Source organism: Bacillus sp. FSL R9-9492 (assembly GCF_038007365.1).
In the GTDB taxonomy this organism is placed as follows: Bacteria; Bacillota; Bacilli; order Bacillales; family Bacillaceae_G; genus Bacillus_A; species Bacillus_A mycoides.
Map to the genome: position 1 here is coordinate 688243 of NZ_JBBOXC010000001.1, position 17369 is coordinate 705611.

The window sequence follows — 17369 nt, forward strand, 5'->3', positions numbered from 1 at the left end:
GTTGTATGCCCGCGGGGCATACAACCTTTTATTTTAAGACACCGCTATATAAAATATTTACTTCTACTTCTGGTTTGAACTTCACTTTTGCATAATCTTTATTCCAATTTTTTTTCTTCCATAAATCAGGATGATAAGCGATAAGATGTCTGCCAATCCCTAAAGCATCACAATTTGCTTTTTGTAACTTTTTCGTTATCTTTTGAGCTTCTTTCGTAAGCTGTTTAGACAGTTCTTTATTTAGTTTTTTTCTTTCATCCATCTTGTAAAGATTATCTCTTGGAGCTTCAAGGGCGATTACTTGCAGTTTCAGTTTTAGATGGGCGTAAACATTTCCTTTTTTGTCAGTTGTTATTTTTAAGTCTCGTTTTAACTTTCGATTGCTGATTTCCATTGTTAAATAATCAGATGTCTTCTCAGACTCATCACTAGTAAGTTTTTGGGTTATACGGGCACTTGTTCCCATTTTTCCGGTTAATAACACGAATAGAACAGATTGTTTCAAAGGTAAATGCCCAGTTAATTTATCGTTGTTAAATAAAGCTAACCCGTTTGTAATTACTTCTTTTCCTTTTATTTTTATAGAAGGGAGGGTAAAGTCTTTACCGGGATCTAACATTTTTGTAGCGGCTGTTTCTAAAGTTTCTTTTGGAAATACACTCATATCTTCTAAGCTTTTCACTTTTTTCTTTAGAAAATCTCCAATTAGTAAATTTCCTACTTTCTTTTTTTCGAGTATCTCGGATGTTTCACCATCTACTGCAATAAGTTTTACTAAAGCAGTTGGGTTTGTTGGATCCCGAAAGCTAACATCTAAATAGGGTAGTATACCTTTTTTTAGAATTTTGGTTCCTAGTAGTTGAACACCATATTTGAAATAGCGAATATTACCGGTCACATTTTTTTTTAGGGCATCGCTTGTATCCCTTATGTTATGCCCGGTTGCTGAATGTATTTCATTCTCGAATGAAGATTGCTCTCCGCTTGAACTTTTTACGAGCTCGACTGTTTGCTGGAGTTTATTCTCTTCCGTAATATCAGATCCAATGCTATAAGCTAATCTGGCTTCTCTTAATGGTTCTTGATCCCAACAGCCAGAAAGGAATGAACTAGCACATAATATACAAAGTAGTTTAACTCTTTTTTTGAACATACTGTTCTCCTTTCTTATTTCTTATTACTGAATAAAGTAGAAATAAAAGAGGGAGAACAACTATGAAAATATAGGTGAACTTATCAGTGAAAGTTGAAATTACTTTTAATTCTTCAGGTGTATCTATAAATAAGGCTACACTAAAAGCAATAATACCAACGATTGGAACGGCCTTTTTATGATTAGCAAGGTTGAATATATGTCCAATTCCTATTGAGGCAGCACAGTAATAACTAGCAATAGAAGCGACAACTGTTATCATCCATATTGGTATGAATAGTAAATCAGTTCGGTCTATAATCCCGATATGCAAGGAGCGTAATAAGTAAGCAACTGGCTCTGGAATAAGTTCAACTTGTTTTGGACTAAATACGATAAAGCAAATCCAAACAGTAAAAGTATAAAAAAGCGTTACAAATCCATTAGCGATAGAAATGGCCTTCAGTTTTTCCACAGAACTGCCATTTACTTTTGGAAAAGCGATAAGAATAATTTCAAAACCATACATGGCTGTAATTGTTTCCTTGGATGCTTGAATTATATTCCACCATCCGGCTTCTGTAATGGGGAAAATATAAGAAAAATCAGCTCGGGAAAGCCCTAGGGCAATTAAAAGCGACATAGGTAAAATGAGAATAGAGGCCATGACATAAAATCGTACAATCACTTTAAATGTATTATAGGCTACGTAGCAACAAGCTATTGTAAATAGTATGAGAATTGCAGACCAAGGGGTGGCTTGTAAGACCCATACTTTAATGACGTTACATGCATTTAACATGACGGTCATACCGATAAGAGTAAAATAAAAAACATAAAAAAACCCTAATAACTTTCCAAGTTTATTACCAAATAGCATACAAACACTTTCATACATATCAGCATCAGGAAATCCTTTTAAGAAAAGCCACATAAGTAAAATAATAAGTTGAATCGCAAGCCCAGCGATGAGAGCAGAAATCCACCCACCACCTTTCGCTATTGGGTGAAGACGGTTTGGTAGAGAAAGTATACCAACCCCGATTTGGCATTGAATAACGAAAAAGGTAAATTGAACAAGTGAAATTTTACTTTGCGTGTTTGTCACCGTTCTCATCCTCTCTCGTTACATGTTGTCGTTGCATTTTTTTCGGCTTTGGATCATGAGGTCGTTCCCAAAACGACCAAATTGGAAGTCTTACAAAAGAATCTTTCATATCTTTTATTCGCATCGGTGCAATAGGAGAAAGATATGGTGTATGAAATGAATGTAGCTGGCATAAATGAACGAAAGTTATAATTAGACCAAATGATATTCCTACGTACCCGAATATAGCAGCAAGAATCATTAATGGAAAACGAAGAATTCGAACTGCTGAACTCATATCGTTTGATGGAACGAGAAAAGATGAGATTGCAGTTAAAGCTACAACGATAATCATTGTGTAAGAAACGAGTCCGGCTTTTACAATTGCATCACCAATTACTAAACCACCTACAATACCGATTGTTTGTCCAACGCGGCTCGGCAGACGAATACCAGCTTCCCGTAATAATTCGAAAATTAACTCCATTAAGAGAGCTTCAAAAATAGGAGGAAGTGGCACTTTCTCTAATGAAGCTTTAATTGTATACACAAGTTCGAGCGGCAGCACATCAGGATGAAAAGCGACAGTTGCAATATATATAGCTGGTAAGAGAAAAGCGATTAAGAAACTTACTAAGCGGATCATTCGTACGAAGGATCCGACAATCCAGCGGTTATTATAATCATCTGGTGATTGATAAAAAGCAAATAAAGTGACAGGAACGATAAGTACTGTTGGATCTCCATCTGATAAAATGGCAACGCGCCCTTCCATTAAATTAGCCGCAGTTCGGTCGGGACGCTCTGTATTTAATTGTTGTGGAAATGGTGAGAAAGACGTGTCTTCTATAAATTCTTGTATGTATCCTGGTGGCATTAGTGCATCGGTCTTAATCGTTTCTAATCTTCTTTTTACTTCTGTGACGAGATCATCATTAGCTATATTTTGCATATAAACAATTGCTACTTTCGTGTGCATCTCTTCACCAAGGATAAAATATTTAACGACTAAATTTGGACTCTTAATTAGTTTCCGTACGGAAGCTAAATTAGTAGCTAAATCTTCTACAAAACCAGAATGTGGTCCGCGTACAACACCTTCATTGTCAGGCTCTTTTATATCCCTTTTTAAAGATAAAGCTGTTTCGAAAATACAAAAACTGTCGACTTGTTCATGAAAATATAATGATTTTCCTTGTAATAAAAGTTGCACACCATAATTTAAATTCGTTTCTTTTTTCATATTCAAAGTAGAAAAAGCTTTATCTAAAGACAACTCTGATCGAGTTAATAGAGGCTCAAGAGCTAATTGATGAATTAAATTTGGGTCTGCTAAAGATTCGATATATAAGATTGTTCCTTTTCCATTTTGGAAAGGGACATCTAATTTTTTTATATCATCTGAATGACAGAGCTTATTTTCAATGTAATTAATATTTTCCGGAAGTGATGGAAACATATGCTTTTGGTTCTTGCTTTCTTGCTGTTCTTCGTGTTGTGTCATAAATTCCACCTCTTTTAGAATAAAATTCCTTCTGTTAATTTTTGTTTTTTATAAGGAATTTATGCTTGGATTATTTGAAAAAGTAGCTTGAAAGTTCTGTTACGTTATCTTCTATACTTAAAGAAAATGAAAATTAGGGGAATCGAAAGAAAGCGTATAGTTAGATTGGCGATATTAATATATATCTTTTGTACTATAGGAGGGTAAGCCTAGCTGTATGCATAATTACATCATTCGATGAATAGGAAATTTAAGAAAAGCGATTTATACTACAAGTATTGTGTCTTGCCTTTTTAGGTGTAGTACACAGCCGGTGATTGGCTAGTGGAGGTTCTTCCATTTTGCCAGTGCCGGTTTTTTATTGGATAATAGAGAAAATGAAGTTTAATAAAGAAAGAAGGGGTTGTTTTGAAAGAAGTAAATTCTATCTTTATGAGAGAAAAGATTGCTAGTTTTTATCTTTATTTTATTTCTTTTCTTGGTTTGATTACTATAACTATATCTTTACTTGAAATTAAAATCCCTTCTCATCCAACAATACTAATATTGTTATTAATATTTATGGGGATTGCAGAGTATTTTCCTGTACGATTTTGGAGAGGAACTAGCTCGCTTACCTTTCCGATAATTTACGCTATGAGTTGGCAGTTTGGAATCCATATAACTATTATTGCTATTGTACTCGTAACGCTAATTATTCACCTGCATCGTCGTTCACCGATACAAAGAATGTTATTTAATAGTACTCAGCATGCGCTTAGTTTGATCTTGGCCGAATGGTTTTCAAATAAATGTATGTCTTTATTAATTAACAAGATAGATATGTCAGTTCTATATGAAAATTTAATATCTTTGTTGTTATTTTGCGTGTTTTTTGGTTTCTTCAACAACCGCTTTTACGATTTGTTAATGATAATTCTTCCGCAGCCATATTCAATCTATCAGTGGTATAAAAAAACTGTAACGGTATTTCTTTGCGAAACTTTTGGTTTCTCTTATGCGGCCCTGATGCATGTATTAATTAGTACATATAGTGTGGAAATAAACGAGATTACAGTACTGTTTTTCTTTTTTCCACTTGTAGCAATTTCAGTTATTAGTTCTTTTTCTGTACGGATAAGGATGGAGAAGGAACGATTATATGAGCTGTTTCTTATTACGACAGAAATTAGTCGTGGACTAACCGGAGGAAACTTGAAACATATTAAACAAGCACTTAAAGGCTTTTTTGGCATACAAGCATATGTAATATGGACAAAAGATGATGGGAACTGGAATCTTCTATTAAAAGATGGGAAAGTTCGTCTTGATATTTCTGATCATTCAGAAATATCAGAGGCGTTTGAGGGAATCTCTAAAAATCTTGTGTTTAATGATTGGAAAAATGGTACGGCTCCTGGAGATGAAATATTTGATAGCATCATACGCTCGCTTGTATATTTTCCTCTTATTGTAAATGATGAACTAGTCGGAATGTTTGTTGCAGGGAAAAGTAGAACTGCGGGTTTTTTTCCGGAAGATGTACAGTCGTTAGCTACGTTTTCAAACCAATTAGCTAACGTAGTTAAAACAAGGATATTGATTTCTGAACAGGAAAAAAGAATGATTTTAGAAGAAAGAAATAGAATCGCACGCGAAATTCACGATGGTATTGCACAAACATTGGCCGGGGTGATATACCAACTAGAATCCGCGCAAAAAAAATACCGTGATAAACCAATAGATATGCAGCAAATAGTAGAGAAAAGTATAAAAGATTTAAGAGGAAGCCTAGGAGAAGTTCGTTATTCTATTTATGCTTTAAAACCATATCCGACACAACAATTAGGGCTTAAGCAGGCGATAGCAAGTAAAATAAAATCTTTAAAACAAGAATATGAACTAGATATTACATATCATGAAAGAGGTCATGCACGTGCGCTTAGCTTTTCAAAAGAAAGAGTTATTTTTGATACATTACAAGAGAGTTTGCAAAACATTGTAAAACATGCACAAGCAGAAAAGACTGATGTTTTACTTAGCTATCAAAGTGAGCACGTGCTTTTAAGGGTTAAGGATAATGGAGTTGGCTTTTCACTATTTGAGTCTATGGTTAAAACGAAGAATGAGCCACATTATGGTATATTACATATGAATGAACAAGCTGAACAATTAGGGGCTACTTTACAGATTGATAGTTCTGTAGGGAAAGGGACAGAAATTACACTATTAATTCCAGATTCACAAACAAGGGGTGCGTAAAATGATTAAAATATTAGTAGTGGATGATCATGCTTTTTTACGAGACGCAATTCGGAACATACTAGAGGATGAATCTGATATGAAAGTGGTTGGAGAAGCTAGCTCTGGGGACGGAGTATTGGGAAAAGTAGAAGAATGCAGACCAGATTGTATTTTGATGGATATTAATCTTCCAGGGAAAAATGGGATTGAAGCCACAGAGTTAGTAAAAAAAAATTATCCAAATTGCCGAGTACTTGTGTTTACAATGTATGAGCATGATGAGTACTTAATGGATGCACTCCAAGCTGGTGCTGATGGTTATTTATTGAAGGATTCATCATCGGAGCAGGTAGTGGCAGCAATTCGAATGTTATATCAAGGCGATTCAGTTATTCATCCGCGTATGACTAAAAAATTAATTACATATCATCAGCAAAAAATGAAATTAGAATCAAATGAAAATGAACTGACGGAACGTGAAAAGGAAATTCTCTTTGAATTAGTAAAAGGACTTAGTAATAAAGAAATTGCTGAAGCTCTATATATTAGTGATAAAACAGTTAAAATTCACATCAATAAAATTTTTAAAAAACTAAATGTAAAAAGTCGATCGCAAGCGGTGATTTATGCTGTTCGAAATCAATTGGTTCCGTTGGATTAAATAAGAGATGTTTAAAAGAACTATCGTGTTTCTTTATTCTATATTACAAAGAATAAAGGGCAAGGTAGTTCTTTTGTACTATTTGGGCATAGAATCATTAGAAAAAAATTACTCCTTTTGTTCAATATTCAGAAAAATCAAAATGTGAAATAATAAAAATAGAATTATTGCTTAACGCTACTAATAATTCATGTTGTAAATCATTGTAGTTGGAAACAATTTATGGGGGCTTTTATAGAAAGAAGATTAGAAGTGTGGGGATGGCGGTAGTAGTGTTGGAGATTCTCGATTATTTTAAATAGATTCAAGGTTGATAGAATTGCCAATGCTAAATAGGAGCTCAGAGGATTTATTTTAGAAAAAATAATTTTAATAATAAGGAGATGCGCTATGAAGAAGGGGAAATTCGGAAAAATACTTATCGGAACGCTAACTGTTGGTATGTTAATGTCTCAAGGAATTCCATATAACGTATTGGCAGAAGAGGTAAATACAACTACTTTAACTGGGATTGATGATGCAAACGCTATATTGAAAGGTCTTACAAAGGAACAACGTAATGCCTTAAAAACGTTAGATACAAAACAAGGTTTTGTTATTTCACCAGGCATCAATACAGCAAGTCCTGATAATGTGAATGTGATTGTAGAGTTTAAGCAAGCACCTAGCAAAATCGAGATGTTAAAACAAGCAGCTAAAGGGAAAAAAATAGCTCTTTCAACTGCGGAACAAAAGGTAGAAGCATCTCATAAAGAATTTAAATCAGAGTTTGAACAGCTTCAAAAGAATAAAGATAAAGGGACGAATTTTAAATCTGCCAAAATAACAAGAGAATATAAGAATGCTTTTAATGGTGTAGCAATTTCGTTACCTGCGAATATGATTGAAGACTTAGTTCGCACTGGTATTGTTAAGCGCATATGGGAAGATAGTGAGGTCAAAATTGATTTACCGAAAGAAACAGCTAAAACGGCTGTCGAACCAAAAATGGCTGATAGTGTACCACAAATTGGTGTGGACAAGCTGCATGATGAAAAAATAACAGGTAAAGGAATTAAGGTAGGTGTACTGGACACAGGTATTGATTACAACCACCCGGATTTGAAAGATGCATATAAAGGATATCGTGCAAAGCAAGGTGAAGATCCAAGCAAAATAGATCCGAACTCAATAAAAGGATGGGACTTTGTTAATAATGATGCTGATCCAATGGAGACAACGTATAAGGATTGGCAAAACTCTGGAGGATATCCTGAGATTTATGATGGAAGTGCATATTATACATCCCATGGTACTCATGTAGCTGGAACAATTGCTGCAGACAAAAAGAATAATGTGGATTATGCAGTTAAGGGCGTTGCCCCAGATGTAGACTTATATTCATATCGTGTATTAGGTCCATATGGAAGTGGACAAACAAGCGGTATTCTTGCTGCGATTGATAAAGCAGTGAAAGACGATATGGATGTTATCAATTTATCACTAGGTGCGTCTATCAATGATCCTTTATATCCTACTTCTGTCGCAGTGAACAATGCGATGTTAGCTGGTGTTGTTACAGTAGTAGCAGCAGGTAATAGTGGTCCGGGAGAAGGTACCCTTGGATCACCTAGTGCAGCGGCACTTCCGATTACAGTTGGAGCAAGTGATGCTGCGATGACTATCCCAACGTTTTCCGCCAATGCAGGTGATTTACATGTAGATAAGATGATGCTAATTGGAAAAAGCTTTACTGATAAGATTGAAGATTTGAAAGGTCAATCCTTATCGGTTGTATATGCAGGGCTTGGGAAATCAGATGATTTTACAGGGAAAGATGTTAAAGGGAAGTTAGCTCTTATCCAACGCGGTGAGATTACATTTGATGAAAAAATTAAAAATGCTAAGGAAGCAGGCGCAAAGGCGGTAATTGTATACAACAATGTAGATGGTGAAATTACAAGTTATCTCGGGGAAAGTACGTCATCTATTCCATCGTTCCGCTTAACAAAAGTAGATGGTGAGAAATTACAAGCAAAAGCTGCACAAGGAGATGTGTCTTTAGCGTTTGGAGAACTTAGTAATATAAAAACAGAGGGAGATCACTTAGCTGATTTCAGCTCCCGTGGTCCTGCAACTAAAACAGATGATATTAAGCCAGATATTGTAGCACCAGGTGTGTCTATTTTCTCAACTGTTCCTGAATATATTAATGATCCAAAGGATGGAGAAAATTATCCGGTAGCGTATGGACGTATGTCAGGTACATCTATGGCAACTCCTCATACTGCGGGGGTAGCTGCACTCATTTTGCAAGAACATCCAAACTATAGTCCATTTGAAGTAAAAGAAGCACTTATGAATACCGCAGTTGACTTAAAAGAAGAGCGTTCTGTATTTGAGGTGGGCTCAGGACGAATTGATGCATATCGTGCAGTTCATGCAGATACATCTATCGAGGTTATCGATAAAACATCAAACGTTGTAGATGATGAAGAAGTAGAAATTGAAGAAAAAACAGGTTCTATTGCATTTGGGTATAAAAATCAACTTGAAAATGGGCCTATTAAAGATAGTCGAAAAGTCTTAATTAAGAACAGCAGTAAAACAGATGGGAAAGAGTTTAATTTAGAAGTAGAGTTTTCATCTACAAGTGTAGGTGTGCAAGATGCAGCGAAGAATGGTGTGAAGCTAAACGTACAAGATTCTATTAAAGTGGCTCCTGGTACATCAGGGGAAATTAGCCCTGAAATTATCATTCCAGAAAACGCTGAATTCGGTAGATATGAGGGATATATTCATATTTCAAATAAAAACAATGAAAAAGAAGTATATCAAGTGCCGTTTGCAGTGAAGTTCACAGAAAAAGGGATTGAATCTGTAGATTTGCTGAGAGACGCAATGGCAACAGATGCATCTAAATTCCATCCATTTATGGAAAGACCAAGTTCGCCGTTGGTATTTAAATTAAATAGTCCTCTTGAAACCATTGATGCAGTTGTGAAGGATCGAAAGACAGGGAAGGCATTAGGAGTCGTTGGTACACTTAATGCAAGTAGTCTAACACCGAATGTTGAATATATGATGTTTTCTGGTATGGGAGGGTATGTACTTCCATTCACGGGAGATCCAGCTCATCCAATTGGGGATAAACCTGTTATGTTGCCTGATGGAGATTACGAATTGAACTTCGTTGGATATGATAAAGAAGGAAAAGCTTATACAAAAGGCGACAGCATTATCATTGATAATGTAATACCTGAAATGAAATTTAAGGATGTACAACCTGGTATTCATGAAGTAAATGATTCTATGTTCAAAGAAGAAGATGGCCAGCGGGCATTATGGGTGCATGGTAATGTCTATGATTCTACAGTGGATGCATTAAAGGCAAAAGGCCTGCAGTATGACCAAAAAGCTAATCAAATTGTATATTATCAGAACTCGGCCTTTCCATCAGGTTGGCTGAATACAATTCAGGCCAATGGTGACTTTAAATTTGGAGTACTTCCAGAAGAAATAAATGAACCGTTAAATTTAAAATTATTTGGATATGACCTCGCAACTGCAGGGAATATGGCAACTGGATATAAAGATTATGTCTTTGTAAAAGAAGGGACAGAATACGCTGTTCCAAGTTATGACAAAGATAAAATAAAATTAGGAGAAAAAATTACGTTAACTTTAAATCTCAATAATGTAAAACAACTTACGGCAGGTACATTTGAAATCCCTTATGATAAGCAGCTATTTAAATTTACAGATGTGAAACCAAATTCAGCGCTTACGGAATATGCAAAACAACATGGATTAAACTTGACATTAGAAGATCCGGCTATAAATACAGAAGGAACTTGGGAAAACAAGGTGAAAGTTGGCGCATCATTGGAAGGAAAAGAATTTAAAGGATTAGATGGAGATACACCATTTTTAGATGTTACATTCGAAATGACGAGCGATGAATATTTTAATGATTTAACTGCATTTGGAGCAAATAAGTTCTCTTATACAAAAGCTGGTGCATCAGAAGGTACTGAGATTCCTGTGTTTAAAGATAAATCTTTTGCTATTGTTTCGAAACATTCAACAGTTACAGGATATATTGGTCCAGAAGCTTTCTTGAATGAAGAGGGGTATTTAGGTAAGAATGATTACACAAAACTAGGAGCAAAAGTGTACGCAGTTGGCAAGGATGGAAAGAAATATACAGGAACGGTTAATGATAATGGGCAATTTGAAATTCATAGTGTTCCTGTAAGCGATAAAGAATATGATATTTTCGTAGAAATGCCGGGTCATTTAAATAGTAAATTAACTACAAAAATAGGGAAAATGCAAGATGGAGAATTAGTGGGACAAAACTTTAGAGCCGATATGGATGACAACCTTGCAGGTGATGTAAACGGCGATAAAATGGTGGATATTCAAGATGCTAGAATAGCAGCTCTTTCATATGAAAAAGGAAAAGTGGCTGCAAAAGATGGAGATGTCAATCAAGATGGTGTTGTAAATGAAATAGATATTCGTTTTATCGAGAAGAATTTCTTGAAAAAGGGTCGAGATGCTAAAGAAAATCAGAAGCCGAAAGAAAATGTAGGGCCAGTGACGTTAGATAAAATCTTACGCTCTATTGGTTTAGAACCAAAAAAATAAGTGGACAAACTTCTAGAGTAAATAAAGCAATAAGACAATGAATATAAAATTAAATGAGATTGGCTAACAAATAACCGGTAATGATTTACGGTAACATTACCGGTTATTTTAAAAGTAATAGTCGTTTGGGTACATGAAGTAACTAGTTTAAAGTTAGTTCGCTTTCGTTGTGGGACAAGGTAGTTGCTTAATTATTATTGTTTGTGGGATGGAAATAAGGTTTGTAGTTTAAACTTTAAAAATAGGGGGACTTGTGAAATGAGTATTAAGAAAAAACTTGGTATGAGTGTTGTAACTGCAGCTCTTGGTCTATCTTTAATTGGTGGAGGCACATATGCGTATTTTAGTGATAAAGAAGTGTCACAAAACACGTTCGCAGCGGGTACTTTAGATTTGAGTGTTAATCCTGAAGTTGTTATTAATGTCGACAATATTAAACCAGGTGATGAAATGGAGCGCGGTTTTCAATTAGTTAACAAAGGAACCTTAGCGATAGGAGACGTGAAACTTCTTACAGATTATAGTGTAATCGATGCTAAAGGAGATAATGGAAATGCTGATTTTGGTGATCATATCCGTGTTGATTTCTTATGGAATTTGGATAAAAATGAGGTTCCAATATGGTCTACTACATTGTCAGAATTAAAGGTAGCTACGCAAAATGGAAGTATTCCTGATCTTGTGCAAAAAGGTGTTGTAGACCGAGAAGGAAATGGACTTGCTCCTGGTGATGATGATACTTTCTACGTAATGTTCACATTTGTAGATAACGATGAAGAACAAAATGTATTTCAAGGAGATTCATTAAAATTAAATTGGACCTTCAATTCAATGCAGACAAAAGGTGAAGAGAAATAAAGATAAATGTTATATATGAGAATGAATTGATGAGGAATTGAGGAATAGAATTTTTAATAGTGTAAAGGTTGATTGAGTGAATCAACCTTTTTTTATTTTGCGAGAAAATTACGCTTGAATTATTTGAAAAAAGTAGCTTGAAAGTTACGTTACGTCATCTTTTATACTGAAGAAAATAGGATATAGGGGATGGTATAGATGACTTTGAGGTATATGTGGGGATGGGAAGAAATCTTATATTTATTTGGATTTGTATTCATTATTGTTCCAGTAACAGTTGAATCTCTTTTTTATGACTATGCTTTAAAAATACTAGGGAACTCATTATATGCTGGAGTATTAATGGGACTTATAATGGCAGTGATATTTACGTTTGTAGTTTATCTTTTTTGCATAAAAAGATATAAACTGTCGTGGAAAGATATTGGAATTCGGAAGCTTTCATGGAAAGATTTATTGTGGACATTTGTAGCGGTTATTTCTTTGATTGTAGTTAGTATTGGTGTATTAATGATAATGGAGAAACTGGGGATTTCTTTTGAAAATAGTAAAACGGAGACGATCCAAGATGATAAATCAATATATTCGTTTTGCATCGCGGTAATTGGAGCGGCGGTTATATCACCAATCTATGAAGAGATTTTATATAGAGGTGTTTTTTATACATTTTTTCGTGATAGGTATGGTATATGGGGCGGTATGCTTATAAGTTCAACAATATTTACTGTTGTTCATATCCCGACATATAACACATTACCGGTGAATTTTTTAAGCGGAGTAGTATTTGCGTGGTTATATGAGAAAACAAATTCTATTTTATCGGCTATGATTGCCCACGCAGTATTCAATTTCATAGCAGTACTTCTCACATTCATGTCGAATTAATTAGAGGGTACATATAGGAGGGAATAAATATGGAAATAGCTGTGGAACGAGTTTTTACACATGAGATTTTAGCAGAAGCTGCAAAGATATTTAATGTGAAAGTAGAAGAAAAGCCACTTGGTGATTTTGAAAATTATATTTTTAAGGCGAAGGGTAAAAATAATGAAGATTACGTATTACGCTTAACTCATTCTTCTCATCGTTCTAAAAAAGAGGTAGAGGCCGAACTAGATTTTTTACGGTATGTTGCGGAGCATGGGGCGAAAGTGGCGGGACCTCTTAATTCAATATCTCAAAATCTTGTAGAAGAAATCGGAGCGGAAGATGGTACTTTCTTTTTTGCGTCTTTATTTACATATGCAAAAGGTGAGCAAGTAAAAGGAGAAGAATCGCCTTATTGGGGAAATGCTTACTTTGAAGCGTGGGGAAAAGCGATCGGACAATTGCACCGCCTTACAATGAATTACCCTAAAACAGACTACCGTGATACGTGGGAAGAGGATGAAAGTAGTATTGTTAATGAATTAGAAGATGAGAAAGTGAAAGAAATTGCTGCTGTATTAATGGAGGAAATAAAGGCTCTTCCAATTGAAAGAGAAACATTCGGCCTTATGCATGGTGATATTCATCCAGGTAATTTTCATTATGATGGAAAAGAGCTAACAATTTTTGATTTTGATGATGCGGCCTATAATTATTTTATTCATGATTTGGCAATGGTTCTTTATTACTCTGTTCTTTTTACACCATGGACAGTGGAGGAGAAGACGACATTCGCTCGTAAACAGTTACAAGTGTTAAGAAAAGGGTATGAATATGAGCACAGGCTAGCGGAAACTTGGTATGAATCATTACCGTTATTTTTACGTTTACGTGATATAGGTTTATACGGTACGCTCCAAAAGAAGTTTAAAGGGAAAGAAATGCCAAGTCATTTCAGAGAATTAGCTGAACAACTCTATGAAAGAATTATAAAAAAAGAAGCAATTGTGAATATATAATACATTCGTGCTAAAACAAAGTATACAAAATAAATGTATACTTTGTTTTTTTATACAAAAATATGTTTGTTTTATTAAAATAATATTGTCATAGATTCGGTATACATTTATAATTTTTATATATTCTGAAAATTCTTATAAAAGGAGGTAGAGGAGTATTGGAAGCTATCGTAAGTTGGATAAATAATATTGTTTGGAGTCCCGCACTTGTCTATTTATGTTTAGGAGTAGGTCTATATTTTTCCATTAGAACGAGGTTTTTACAAGTACGACATGTAGGAGAAATGGTGAAGCTTACATTTAAGGGGGAGAAATCTGATGCTGGTGTTTCTTCGTTCCAGGCGTTAGCACTTTCGTTATCAGGGCGCGTTGGAACGGGAAATATTGCCGGTGTTGCAACGGCTGTTGCCTTTGGTGGTCCAGGGGCTGTATTTTGGATGTGGGCAGTAGCCTTTCTAGGAGCTGGTTCTGCATATGTAGAATCGACACTTGCACAAATATATAAGACGAAGCATCAAGGGCAATTCCGCGGTGGTCCTGCTTATTACATTGAAAAAGGACTAGGTGTTAAATGGTACGCATTAGTGTTCGTCGCAGCAACGATTCTTGCGACGGGGATGCTGCTTCCAGGTGTTCAGGCGAATAGTATTGCTGTAAGTTTAGAAACAGCTTTTGGCATTAATACTTCTGTATCAGGAGCGGTATTAGTAGCGGCATTAGCACTTATTATTTTTGGTGGAGTTAAGCGAATTGTTAACGTAGCGCAAGTTGTAGTACCGTTTATGGCGCTTGGTTATATTTTAGTAGCTTGTGTAATTGTAGGTATGAATATTGAAAAATTACCAGATGCTTTTATGTTAATTTTAAAAAGTGCATTTGCATTAGAAGCTGCTTTTGGTGGGATTATCGGTTTAGCAATTTCTTGGGGTGTAAAACGTGGTATTTATTCCAATGAAGCAGGGCAAGGAACTGGGGCCCATGCAGCAGCTGCTGCTGAAGTATCGCATCCAGCTAAACAAGGGTTAGTACAAGCCTTTTCCGTTTACATTGATACATTATTTGTTTGTTCAGCAACAGCATTTATGATGATTATTACAGGCATGTATAACGTATTTGATGCAAGCGGAAAAAACTTTATCGTCAATAAATTAAATGGTGCACAGCCAGGTCCTGGTTATACACAGGCAGCGGTAGAATCTGTTTTCCCTGGATTTGGAAACGGTTTCGTCGCAATCTCTCTACTATTCTTCGCATTCACAACAATTATGGCTTATTACTACATTGCAGAAACGAATATAGCTTACTTAAACCGTGATAAAGACCGCCCTTGGATGTCTATCGTACTAAAGTTTGTATTCTTAGGAGTTGTATTCTACGGTTGTGTAAAAACAGCTGAAACAGCATGGGCTTTAGGAGATATTGGTGTAGGAATTATGGCATGGGTTAACATTATTGCGATTTTATTATTACAAAAACCGGCATTGATTGCATTAAAGGATTATGAAAAGCAGAAAAAAGAAGGAAAAGATCCAGTATTCGATCCGCAGTCGTTAGGAATTAAAAATGCAGATTTCTGGGAGCATGAATACGGAAAAGATAAAAAAGAAGAAGTATCTTAATAGAATAGGAATGAAAGAGCAAAGGGGAATCCCTTTGCTTTTTTTTTATGGACAAAATGTAGATGAAAGTTATTTTTTTGCCTATTTTTGAATATAAAAAGAATGTACATGCTTTGTTAGAGGAAGGGGGGAGTAGGGTGATTGAATTTCGTAATGTAAATAAATATTATGGTGACTTTCAAGTTTTAAAGAATATTAATTTGCAAGTTCAAAAGGGGGAAGTGGTGGTGGTCGTTGGTCCTTCAGGATCAGGAAAAAGCACACTGCTACGATGCATAAATCAATTAGAAACTATTACGGATGGAGAGTTAATAGTACAAGACATGGAAGTACACAATATGAAAACAGATATGAATGAGTTGCGCCGAAATATTGGGATGGTTTTTCAACACTTTTATTTATACCCACATAAAACGGTGCTTCAAAATATTACACTAGCACCAATTAAAGTAAGTAAAGTTTCAAAAGAAGAAGCGGAGAAAACAGCGATGTTTTATTTAGAGAAAGTAGGAATTCCGGAGAAGGCTAGTGTATATCCACATCAACTATCTGGAGGACAACAGCAAAGGGTAGCAATTGCAAGAGGGCTTGCGATGCAGCCAAAAATTATGTTATTTGATGAGCCAACGTCTGCTCTTGATCCAGAGATGATCGGAGAAGTACTTGATGTTATGAAAGCACTGGCCAAAGAAGGCATGACGATGGTTGTTGTCACACATGAGATGGGATTTGCACGTGAGGTAGCAGATAGGATTTTATTTATGGATGAAGGTCAAATTATTGAAGATACAACGCCAGCACAATTCTTTGCGAATCCTGAACAAGAAAGAGCTCGTTTGTTTTTAAGTCGGGTGTTAAATCATTAAAGGAGGAATTTCATGCTTAAAATGAAAAAGCTGTTTACTTTAATTGTATTTTCATGCTTATTCGTGCTTGTTGTCGCTGGATGTGGAAGTAAAAAAGACGAGGCGAAAGAAACAAATACGAAGCAGGGCGGGGCTGTCGAACAAATTAAGAAGCGCGGGAAATTAGTAGTCGGGGTGAAGAATGATACGAATTTATTTGGATTAAAAAATCCTTCAACAGGGCAGGTAGAAGGATTCGATATTGATATCGCGAAGGCGCTTGCGAAAAAAATTCTTGGTGATGAAAAGAAGCTAGAGCTGAAAGAAGTAACGTCTAAAACACGTATTCCAATGCTGAAAAATGGTGATATTGATGCCATTATTGCGACAATGACAATTACGGAAGAGCGTAAAAAAGAAGTGGATTTTTCAGATGTATATTTTAAAGCGGGGCAATCGTTACTTGTGAAGAAAGGAAGCAATATTAAAAGTATTGATGATGTGAAACAAGGAGTTAAAGTATTGGCTGTAAAAGGCTCAACGTCTACAAACAACATCCGTCAAAAATCACCAGAAGCAACAGTATTAGAGTTTGAGAATTATAGTGAGGCATTTACAGCGTTGAAAGCAGGTAAAGGCGATGTTTTAACGACAGATAATGCGATTCTTTATGGAATGGCAAAACAAGATTCTAATTATGAAGTTGTAGGGAAAAAATTTACGGATGAACCGTACGGAATTGCAGTTCAAAAAGGTGTGGATGATTTAACGAAAGAGATTAATAGCTTGCTAAAAGATATGAAGGCGAATGGGGAATACGATAAATTATATGAAAAATGGATCGGCCAAAAGCAAGAAAAATAAAGTGAAACTTTAATCAGTAGGGGGAGGGTTCATCCCCCTACTGATTATTAGTCTACAC

At 35.4% G+C, this 17369-nt stretch carries 12 protein-coding genes; 9 read left to right on the forward strand and 3 right to left on the reverse strand.

The features are described 5' to 3' along the window. Positions 1–28: 28 nt before the first annotated feature. From gerKC to gerKA, 3 genes are read right to left on the reverse strand one after another with little or no spacing between them, the layout of a single operon-like run. A complete protein-coding gene (gene gerKC, locus MKY70_RS03365; protein ID WP_113770317.1) occupies positions 29–1153 on the reverse strand; it encodes a spore germination protein GerKC in 1125 nt (374 codons plus the stop codon). Then, positions 1134–2240: a GerAB/ArcD/ProY family transporter gene (locus MKY70_RS03370; protein ID WP_341023161.1), complete on the reverse strand. Its 1107-nt coding sequence runs from the start codon at positions 2238–2240 to the stop codon at positions 1134–1136. The genes gerKC and MKY70_RS03370 overlap by 20 nt, the downstream gene beginning before the upstream one ends. Next, on the reverse strand, positions 2221–3723 hold the full coding sequence (gene gerKA / locus MKY70_RS03375; RefSeq protein ID WP_341023164.1) for a spore germination protein GerKA: 1503 nt from the start codon (positions 3721–3723) through the stop codon (positions 2221–2223). Before gerKA ends, MKY70_RS03370 begins: the two co-directional genes overlap by 20 nt. A 408-nt stretch (positions 3724–4131) precedes the next feature. On the opposite strand from gerKA, the gene MKY70_RS03380 reads away from it, so the two are divergent. From MKY70_RS03380 to glnH, 9 genes are all read left to right on the forward strand, one after another. Then, positions 4132–5964 carry a GAF domain-containing sensor histidine kinase gene (locus MKY70_RS03380; RefSeq protein ID WP_107887591.1) on the forward strand — a complete coding sequence of 611 codons (1833 nt, stop codon included), beginning with the start codon at positions 4132–4134 and terminating at the stop codon, positions 5962–5964. Position 5965: 1 nt separating this feature from the next. Then, entirely contained in the window at positions 5966–6607 is a 642-nt protein-coding gene (locus MKY70_RS03385) for a response regulator (protein ID WP_044444480.1), read from the forward strand. 390 nt (positions 6608–6997) lie between these two features. Further along, positions 6998–11239: a S8 family serine peptidase gene (locus tag MKY70_RS03390; RefSeq protein ID WP_341023168.1), complete on the forward strand. Its 4242-nt coding sequence runs from the start codon at positions 6998–7000 to the stop codon at positions 11237–11239. Positions 11240–11497: 258 nt separating this feature from the next. Further along, positions 11498–12097, forward strand: a complete 600-nt coding sequence (locus MKY70_RS03395; protein ID WP_113734761.1) for a TasA family protein — start codon at positions 11498–11500, stop codon at positions 12095–12097. 198 nt (positions 12098–12295) lie between these two features. Continuing rightward, positions 12296–12982 carry a CPBP family intramembrane glutamic endopeptidase gene (locus tag MKY70_RS03400; protein WP_341023175.1) on the forward strand — a complete coding sequence of 229 codons (687 nt, stop codon included), beginning with the start codon at positions 12296–12298 and terminating at the stop codon, positions 12980–12982. 29 nt (positions 12983–13011) lie between these two features. Continuing rightward, the gene (locus MKY70_RS03405; RefSeq protein WP_341023177.1) at positions 13012–13983 is read left to right on the forward strand and encodes a phosphotransferase enzyme family protein; all 972 of its coding nucleotides are present in this window, start codon (positions 13012–13014) and stop codon (positions 13981–13983) included. A 158-nt stretch (positions 13984–14141) separates the two neighbouring features. After that, complete coding sequence (locus tag MKY70_RS03410; protein ID WP_193656196.1) at positions 14142–15602, forward strand: alanine/glycine:cation symporter family protein; 1461 nt, start codon at positions 14142–14144, stop codon at positions 15600–15602. 137 nt (positions 15603–15739) lie between these two features. Beyond that, entirely contained in the window at positions 15740–16468 is a 729-nt protein-coding gene (locus MKY70_RS03415; protein WP_070140869.1) for an amino acid ABC transporter ATP-binding protein, read from the forward strand. A gap of 12 nt (positions 16469–16480) precedes the next feature. Continuing rightward, a complete protein-coding gene (glnH, locus tag MKY70_RS03420; protein ID WP_341074456.1) occupies positions 16481–17311 on the forward strand; it encodes a glutamine ABC transporter substrate-binding protein GlnH in 831 nt (276 codons plus the stop codon). Positions 17312–17369: the final 58 nt, after the last annotated feature.